Below are 6,186 nucleotides of genomic sequence, written 5' to 3'. Positions count from 1 at the left end.
ACAATATTTCGACTTTTTTCAGAACAGAGGGGTACAGGTTTATGTCATCCAAACCATTGATGGCTCCTCGGCTGCCGCTCACGTATTAGACAGACTACTTTCTTATGACCATGAAGAAGATGATGAGCGATGGTTATTGCTATGATGTTCTGGCTCAGCAACAAAATCAGGCCGCCGCTGATCAACAGCAGCACCAGGCCGTAGCCCGCCAGCCGATACACCACCGCATGATAGTCGGCATCGAGATCGTCGATCCACACCCCCGCCGTGATGATCAGCTTCCAGGGCTCGAACTTCTTGACGAAGGTCATCTTCGGCAACGCTTCGGTCCCGCCCGGCCTTGGATAGCCATAGGCCACCAGACCATCCTCACTCGAACTCACGGCATTGCGAAGTTTTTCGGAGATGTAACGGCCGTCCGGCAACTTGTTGCCCATCGTGCCTTCGATTTTCGGGACCGCGGCATTCATGAACCAGATGCCGTCGGTATCGATAATACCGAGATAGGCGGTATGGTTGTCGAACCACATCGCGCGGCTGGCGTCCTTGAACCGTATCATGGCCTCGTCGCGGTTCAGCTTGCCAGCCCTGACCTGGGCGTCGAGCGCCTTGGCTTGCTCGCTCGCCACTTCCACCACAGCCTTCAGCTTGGCAATACGATCCTGCATCATGCGCTCGTAGAGGATCGAGGTAGATGCCCAGATCGCCGTCGCAAGCGACAGACCCGTGAGCACAAGCACCAGCAACAGCTTGGTGCGGATACGGATGGAATTGATCATGGCAATGAGCCCCGGCGTAAAATACACGCTGGTATGGCATGGCGACACAAAGATACCGTTAAGCAAATTTGTCCGGTTCCGGACGTGTTCGGCCCGAGAGACCCTCCCGCGCCGACCAATCAAATATCTGCCTGGCTGTGGCGATTTTCGTCGTACACCAGTGAGAGCAAGACGCGACGACCGCGCCGGAACCTGTCAATCACCTTCCAGAGCAGTCCTTCGAGCCGGGTCGGCAGCGCCGCCGCGGATCGGAAGACTGCTAGAATAATTCTATCGATCCACTGGTCGATAGCGCGTTATTCCTCGAGCCGCCCCCCGCCAGATCGACCGGTCCGCCGCCATCAAGGAGCTGCGTTACGAATCGTGCGCGCATATCGCTCATTGTGAAGCGCTCGAGCAGCTTTTTAATCCATTCGACATCAGGCGCCTCATCGGCCAGATCCGGCACGGAGCCCACTGTGCTGCATTTTATTTCCTCGATCGCCTGATCGATGACATGCAGCGTATCGATAACGTGCTCCAGCCGCTGCCTGGTGCGGTCCTGAAACTGAATGCCGGTAACCATTCCGTCAACGTCAGCCGAAATCAGCCCTGCTTCCTTGACGGCATCCGCGACAATTGTCTCCAGACTCGAGCTTCGGCGAAGCAAGGCCGCCATTAACACCTCGAGCCGCTCCTTGGCCTGGATATTGTCGGACAGATCTATGCTGGCGACCCGTTGCAATGTGGAATGCCCGTGTGCAATGCCATCGGTGAGCCCCTTGAGCTCACATTTCATCGATGCGGCAAGGCCTTGCGTGACCTTGGAAAGTTCGCGCACCTCATCGGCCACCACGCGAAATGCCATCCCCGATACTCCGGCACGTTCCGCCTCGATGCGCGCATTCAAGGCGAGCATGTTCGTCGTGTTGTTCACGCTGTCGAGCTGCATCATGCATTTTTCTACCCGCTGAACGTTCGACTTGAGTTCATCCAATGCCGAGACCATGGACATGGAGTCCTTCGAAAGCAGCAGGATCTTTTTCACCACGTCGTCGAGGGTCCCCTCCAGGAGGCCCGCGATTTGAGCGATTGGAACGATCTTGCCTTCGACCTCGATCCCGGAGGCCAGATTGTTGAGGCTGCTGACCCTTTCCGTTTGCTGTTCGGCGCTGACCGAGAGGCGCTGGAAACATCCGCTCAGGGCTTCCGCTTCGGTCTCCACGAAACCAGACGTTTGGGCGATCTCCACCACCAGCGCTTCAATGACGCGTTGCTGCAACGCAGCCAACGACATCCAGCGCTGGAGCAGCACTGTCTGCGGTGGCACCGTCTCCACCTCGAAATGATCCGGCACCGTCGCTGTTGGAATTACCAGATCCGCTCTGGGCTTTCGGCTCAATCCAAACATATCAGACCCTTACGCCGCGTCCGGCGATAGCCTGACAGTGATAAAGTACCTGTCCGGAAATCTTGCTGAGCGGCAGTTCGATTTCGGTAGCGCCGCAATCATGCGCTGCTTTGGGCATGCCATAGACCACGCAGCTAGCCTCGTCCTGGCCTATCGTCGACGCGCCAGCACGGCGCATCTCGAGCAGTCCGGCGGCGCCATCCTTGCCCATTCCGGTCAGGATGATTCCCACCGAGTTCGCGCCCGCGGCCTTGGCAACCGCGCGGAACAACACATCGACGGATGGACGATGACCTGATACCGGCGGCTGCTCATGTACCCGGCACACATAATTCGCACCATTGCGGGCCAGTTCCAGATGAAAACCACCGGGCGCTATGTAGACATGACCTGGCAGGATACGCTCTCCGTCCCTCGCCTGACAGACGCTGACGGCGCAACACTGGTCGAGCCGGTTGGCAAACGACGCCGTGAATAGGGCCGGCATATGCTGGGTCACGAGGATGGCCGGGGCATCGGGCGGAAACGAGATCAGCAGTTCCTGAAGCGCCTCGACGCCGCCGGTCGATGCTCCGACAGCAATGAGTTTTTCTGAGGAACTGTAGGTGGCGCCCGGCGACAGACGGGCCACCTTGGGTCTATCCTTGGACATCGGTCGAATATGCGCGCCCGCCGCCGCTTTGACCTTGGATATGATTTCGTCGCGTAGCGCGGCAAATCCATCACTCAACCCGACCATCGGCTTGGCCACGAAGTCCACCGCGCCCATTTCCAGCGCGCGCACGGCGGCATCGGCTCCCTTCTGAGTGAGCGACGATATCATCACGACTGGCATCGGCCGGAGCGTCATGATCTTCTCGAGAAACGCCAGACCGTCCATCCGCGGCATTTCGATATCGAGCGTCACCACGTCGGGGTTCAGCGCCTTGATCATCTCCCGGGCCACGATCGGGTCGGGCGCCGCGCCGACGACCATCATCGACGGATCGGACGACAGGATTTCCGAGATCACCTGCCGGACGAACGCCGAGTCATCAACAATAAGTACGCGGGTTTGCTTCACGTCACGCCCTCAAACAGCTCGGCCGAGCCCGAGATAGGCTCCCTCTGGATTTTCGACTTGTAGAGTCCTTCGTTGCGCACCATCGCCTGCTGTTCCGTACGCTGCAGCTCGAGCAACATGACCCGGCCGGTGAAGGGGAAATAATGGACTCGACGCGCCAGGCTGCCGCGCAGGTGGCGGGCGACGATCGGCAGATTTTCGGCGATAAGGTAGGCCTCGACAAAGTCGGCATTGCCGTGGCCGATGTTGCTGGTTGCTCCCGTCATCACGTTTCCACCACCGAACACCTTGATCTCCAACCGTTGGCGGAGGCCTCCCTGAAATAGGACATCGTTGATAAGGCGCTCCATGGCGACATTGCCGTAGCGCATGCTCCCCGATTCCGGATCCCGACAGCCGCGCACGGGTTCCGGCAACATAAAATGGTTCATGCCGCCGACTCCCGCGACAGGGTCCCTGATGCAGGCCGTGACACAGGATCCAAGAATGGTGACAAGCATCTCATCCGGATTTGCCGTGACGAAATGTTCGCCCGGAAAAACCTTGACGGCGATCGCGTTGAAACGCGGATCCCAGTATCGGCGTGTCGTACACGTGACGTGACCGGCCTCCGGCAGAGCCGGCACGCGTGTGCGATCTGCTCGGCCATTACTCATCTCGCCCTGCGATAGATAGTGCGCCCGACCAGATCGAAGCGGTCGGTCACGTTCAGGAGACTCTCGGAGTGTCCAACGAACAGCCAGCCATCGGGCTTCAGCATGTCAGCATAGCGATCAAACAGCCGGCGCTGCGTTGGCTTGTCGAAATAGATCACCACGTTCCGGCAAAAGATGACGTCGAATGGTCCGCGCATTGGCCAGCTTTCGAGCAGGTTTAATGGAGCAAACATGATCAGCGACCGCAGTTCCTCGTTCATCGAGGCGGGTTCATCCGGCCGGCCGTTCATGAAGCGCTTGCGGTGCGCCGGCGGAATCGACTCAATCCGGTCGGCGTCGTACAGGCCTTCCGCGGCGTGTGCCACGACATTGGTATCGAGGTCGGTCGCAAGAATCTTGACGTCCCAGCCCGTAAGCGAGGGCCGATGGTCGCGCAACGTCATGGCGATCGTATAGGGCTCTTCGCCGGTCGAGCACCCGGCCGACCAGATTCTGAGTCGACGGCGCCCGTTGCTGCTTGCCTCGGCGAGCACCGGAAGGATGGTCTTCGAGAGATAGTCGAAATGGTGCGGCTCACGGAAGAAGTTAGTGTGATTGGTGGTGATGGCGTTGATCAGATTGTGGCGTTCGGCTTCGCCCTCCGGCCCCTCCAGAAGCCGGCAATATTGCGCGAAGTCCGACAGCCCGAGAATGCGTAGCCGCCGGCCGAGGCGACCATGAATGAACGCGCGCGTTTTTTCGCTAAGCACAATGCCAGCCGTGTCCATCACGAGCTTGACGATGTGGCGAAAGTCGCCATCCTGAAGCGCGTATTCCGATCCCACGTGACCAACTCCACTACCGATACGCCGGACTATCGATTGATAATCCGGCGGTCCTCCGTCAGTCCTAGAACTGCTTCCAGTCCGCATCACTTGCGCCGGCGACCCGGCGTCGCACGACGGGCTCCTCCGCGGCCTTCTGCGGCCTCGGCGTTTCGACCTGCGGGCGCTGGAATCGCGACGTCGGTACAGGGGCTTTCACGCCGCGCAACGAACGGTCGACGACGGGATTGCCGGTCGGCTTCATCCGCGTCTGCGCGGGCGCATAGCCCCTGTTGAATTCTTCGGCGAGCAGGAACTGGCCGACCATCTCGGACATCGCGCCAGTCTGGTCTTCCATCGACTTCGCCGCCGCCGCCGCCTCTTCGACCAGTGCCGCGTTCTGCTGCGTGACCTGGTCCATTTGCGTGACCGCGTTGTTGACCTGCTCGATGCCGGCGCGCTGTTCCTGCGAGGCGGCGGAGATTTCGGCCATGATGTCGGTGACGCGCTTTACCGACTGGACGATCTCTTCCATGGTCTTTCCCGCGGTATCGACCAGCCGGGAGCCGGACTCCACCTTCGAGACGGAGTCTGAAATCAGACCCTTGATCTCCGTGGCGGCATTGGCGCTGCGCTGGGCCAGATTCCGAACTTCCGCTGCGACCACCGCGAAACCGCGGCCCTGGTCGCCGGCACGCGCCGCCTCGACGGCCGCGTTGAGGGCCAGGATGTTGGTCTGGAACGCGATCTCATCAATTACACCGATAATATCGGCGATCTTGCGGCTGGCATGGGTAATGCTGCCCATGGTTGTTACCACTTCGGCGACCACCAGACCGCCCTTGACGGCGACGTCGGACGCCGACGATGCAAGCTTGTTGGCCTGCTGCGCGTTCTCGGCATTCTGGCGGACGGTCGCGGTCAGTTCTTCCATGCTGGCCGCGGTCTCTTCCAGGCTCGCCGCCTGCTCCTCGGTTCGCTGCGAGAGGTCGGTGTTGCCGGTGGCGATCTCGCGCGCGGCGGTGGTCAGCGTCTGCGCTGTTTCCGTTACCTCACCGAGCACCGACGACATGGTGTCAAGCAGGCCATTGACGCCTTCGCAGAGCTGGGCGATCTCTCCGGTCTTGCCTTCCAGCGGGATTCGATTGCGAAGATCATTTTCCTTCGCCGCGGTGACGACGTCCTGGGTTTGCGCGACGGCGGCCTGCAGCACCTCCGCGGCCTTGACCTCGGCGGTGATATCGGTGGCGTATTTCACCACCTTGAACGGCTTGCCGTCCGGGCCCATGATCGGATTATAGCTGGCCTGAATCCAGACTTCCCGGCCGCCCTTGCCGATCCGCTTGTAGCGGCCGGAATCATATTCGCCGCGTCCAAGCTTGTCCCAGAACAGGCGGTATTCCGGGCTTTGCCGGTAGGCCAGATCAACGAACAGCGAATGATGCTGGCCGACCAGTTCGCCGGCGACATAGCCCAGGGTGTTGAGGAAATTGTC

General features: G+C 60.1%; 6 protein-coding genes. All 6 read right to left on the bottom strand.

From position 1 onward, the window contains the following. Positions 1–44: 44 nt before the first annotated feature. Entirely contained in the window at positions 45–779 is a 735-nt protein-coding gene (locus Q0S16_RS09320; RefSeq protein ID WP_295847411.1) for a cache domain-containing protein, read from the bottom strand. A 259-nt stretch (positions 780–1,038) separates the two neighbouring features. Continuing rightward, on the bottom strand, positions 1,039–2,169 hold the full coding sequence (locus Q0S16_RS09315; protein WP_295847408.1) for a methyl-accepting chemotaxis protein: 1,131 nt from the start codon (positions 2,167–2,169) through the stop codon (positions 1,039–1,041). A gap of 1 nt (position 2,170) precedes the next feature. Further along, positions 2,171–3,232 carry a chemotaxis response regulator protein-glutamate methylesterase gene (locus tag Q0S16_RS09310; protein WP_295847406.1) on the bottom strand — a complete coding sequence of 354 codons (1,062 nt, stop codon included), beginning with the start codon at positions 3,230–3,232 and terminating at the stop codon, positions 2,171–2,173. Then, positions 3,229–3,888 carry a chemoreceptor glutamine deamidase CheD gene (locus tag Q0S16_RS09305; protein ID WP_295847403.1) on the bottom strand — a complete coding sequence of 220 codons (660 nt, stop codon included), beginning with the start codon at positions 3,886–3,888 and terminating at the stop codon, positions 3,229–3,231. Before Q0S16_RS09305 ends, Q0S16_RS09310 begins: the two co-directional genes overlap by 4 nt. Continuing rightward, the gene (locus tag Q0S16_RS09300) at positions 3,885–4,799 is read right to left on the bottom strand and encodes a protein-glutamate O-methyltransferase (RefSeq protein WP_366517816.1); all 915 of its coding nucleotides are present in this window, start codon (positions 4,797–4,799) and stop codon (positions 3,885–3,887) included. Before Q0S16_RS09300 ends, Q0S16_RS09305 begins: the two co-directional genes overlap by 4 nt. Next, positions 4,777–6,186, bottom strand: a 1,410-nt coding sequence (locus Q0S16_RS09295) for a PAS domain-containing methyl-accepting chemotaxis protein (protein WP_295847400.1), incomplete at its 5' end; no start/stop codon positions are given. The genes Q0S16_RS09295 and Q0S16_RS09300, both read right to left, overlap by 23 nt.

It is taken from the genome of Tardiphaga sp. (assembly GCF_025356345.1).
In the GTDB taxonomy this organism is placed as follows: domain Bacteria; phylum Pseudomonadota; class Alphaproteobacteria; order Rhizobiales; family Xanthobacteraceae; genus Tardiphaga.
Note: the sequence above shows the minus strand (reverse complement) of the source record. Positions and strands in the feature narration are given on the sequence as shown.

Excerpts from the sequence above, each read along its gene's own strand:
- Q0S16_RS09320 (WP_295847411.1), bottom strand. The coding sequence starts at position 779 with ATGATCAATTCCATCCGTATCCGCACCAAGCTGTTGCTGGTGCTTGTG.
- Q0S16_RS09315 (WP_295847408.1), bottom strand. The coding sequence starts at position 2,169 with ATGTTTGGATTGAGCCGAAAGCCCAGAGCGGATCTGGTAATTCCAACA.
- Q0S16_RS09300 (WP_366517816.1), bottom strand. The coding sequence starts at position 4,799 with ATGCGGACTGGAAGCAGTTCTAGGACTGACGGAGGACCGCCGGATTAT.
- Q0S16_RS09305 (WP_295847403.1), bottom strand. The coding sequence starts at position 3,888 with ATGAGTAATGGCCGAGCAGATCGCACACGCGTGCCGGCTCTGCCGGAG.